We start from the raw sequence: 2,167 nt of genomic DNA on the forward strand, positions 1-2,167 counted from the left end.
GACGGCAAGATCGACACCGACGCCTACGATGTGACGCTGAGCGCGTTGTGGCTGGCCGATAGTCAACTCTATCTGGATGGTCAGTTGCGTTATGCGTTCTTCGACAGCACAACCCGCCTTGCCGGAGGGCAGGAGGTTGATACGGATGGCGATGGCTATGCCGCCTCGATCGAGGTTGGCAAGGTGCTTGCCCTGAACAATGGGCTGAACCTCATTCCTCAGGCGCAACTCCTCTATAGCAGCGTCGATGCCGACGACCTCAACGATGTTTCAAGCGGTGCCACCGGAACGGTCTCTGACGGCGATACGCTAAGTGCGCGCATAGGTTTGCGGGCCGAACGTGAGTTCGCCACCAGTGTCCTCTTTGGCCAGGTCGACTACTACCATGCGTTTGATGACGAAACCTCGGTGTCTTTTGGAAACGACACAGTTCTGACCGAACGTGGCAGGAATAACCTTGCCCTAACACTGGGAGGTCACATGGACATCACAGCAAACACAACCTTGTTCGGAGAAGTCTCCGCCCAGAGCGGATTTGGCAGCAGCTCTGACGACTATGGCGTTGCTGGCCAACTGGGTTTCGAGTTCCTGTTCTGAACCCTCCTCCACGAGAGAAAGACGGCGCGCTTCTCTTCGCACCGTCTCTTGTGGGCCACCGCAGCGCTCACTCACATCATCACTCACGGGCAAAGGTGGCCCACAACCAATTTACCGATCAAACAGAAGGATCAAATCGATGAAAACTGTATTCTCTGCGGCACTAGCTTTGGCGGCACTGGCCGTTCATTCGCCGGCTCAGGCGGAAGATCTGGAATTCATGCTCTACAATGACAGCAGTGCCGACCTTGTTGAGTTCAACGTCTCCCCGGCATCATCCGACGATTGGGAAGCAAACCTTTTAGCGGGTGGTTATCTGGCTCCTGGGTATGAAATTGGCGTGGATATCGCAGACGGGTTGACGACCTGTGTCTATGATATCCGTGGCGTCTTTGCCGACGGTTCCGAAGCCGAAGACTATGAACTGAACCTGTGTGATCTGGGTGAATACACATTCACCGACTAGGTATAGATGCATTCGTAACGGCGAAAGCTCCGAGAAGTCGGAGCTTTCCACCAGCACTTGATCTGCTTGTCATCAAACAAGCTGCTCAGTCCGGATAGAGCCCAAACTGACAACTGCGCTTCAGTATGCAGACCAATGAATATGATACCTAATAGGTGAGAACGGCTCGTACCTTTGGATCAGTTCTTAGCCAGCACTCTAGTAAACCAATAGCCTAAGGGTATTTCGTTTTAGGAGATCAACGTGACCAACCACATAACTCTCAGAGATGGTAGAACACTCGCTTACAGCACTTACGGCGACCCAAACGGGACACCCGTGATTTTTAGCCATGGGTTTTCCGACTCTCATGTAATTCGTCAGCCCGACGACAGTCTAACCTCTTCGCTTGGAGTGCGATGGATTGCAGCAGATCAACCCGGTGTTGGAGGATCGAGTCCGAAGAAAGATCGGAGAATGGCGGACTGGGGCATCGATATGGAGGACCTCGCTGACCATCTTGGCCTCGATACATTCAACGTAGCGGGCCATTCCGGAGGTGGACCCCACGCATTGGCGGTGGCATTTCACATGCCCGAACGTGTGCGCAAAGTAGCGCTCGCTTCTCCTGTGGCGCCATTCGATGAGCCCGGTGTTACCAAAATGCTGGTACTGAAGGACCTTAAGACCATCGCGAAACTGCGCCATCTGACCTTCCTGATCCGTTGGGCCGAGCGTATGGGCGCAAAAAGTGCATTGAAAGACATCCCTTCATATGTGGAGTCTGTCGTTGATCAAATGCCCAACGAAGCCAAAACCATACTCCGCAATCCAGAGCAACAAGCCTTATTCGAAGAAAATTTTCGCCTTGGTTATCTGCAACACGAGGAAGGAGTTTTCGAAATGACGATGGCTCTTTGGGATTGGGGATTTTCGCCAAAAGAGATCCAGCAACCAGTGGAGATGTTTTATGGTACTGCGGACGATATTATCTCACCGGAAATGCCTCGACACCTTTGCTCTGAGCTTCCCAACTGTGCAGCGCACGAGTGGGCGGGCGCAGGACATTATGGGTTTGTGGATCGCGAATGGTGGATCGAATTTGTCGGCGCGGTTGCCAGTCTG

General features: G+C 53.1%; 3 protein-coding genes. All 3 read left to right on the forward strand.

Annotation, left to right across the window (positions count from 1 at the left end; all coding sequences use genetic code 11):
* A partial coding sequence (locus tag ABLN94_RS24530; RefSeq protein ID WP_352997328.1) for an autotransporter domain-containing protein occupies window positions 1-597 on the forward strand: 597 nt, incomplete at its 5' end.
* A gap of 139 nt (window positions 598-736) precedes the next feature.
* Window positions 737-1,063, forward strand: coding sequence for a hypothetical protein (locus ABLN94_RS24535; protein ID WP_352997330.1), 327 nt, complete (start codon window positions 737-739; stop codon window positions 1,061-1,063).
* A gap of 318 nt (window positions 1,064-1,381) precedes the next feature.
* A partial coding sequence (locus ABLN94_RS24540) for an alpha/beta fold hydrolase (protein WP_352997332.1) occupies window positions 1,382-2,167 on the forward strand: 786 nt, incomplete at its 3' end.

It is taken from the genome of Ruegeria sp. SCP11 (genome assembly GCF_040329455.1).
GTDB lineage: Bacteria > Pseudomonadota > Alphaproteobacteria > Rhodobacterales > Rhodobacteraceae > Ruegeria > Ruegeria atlantica_E.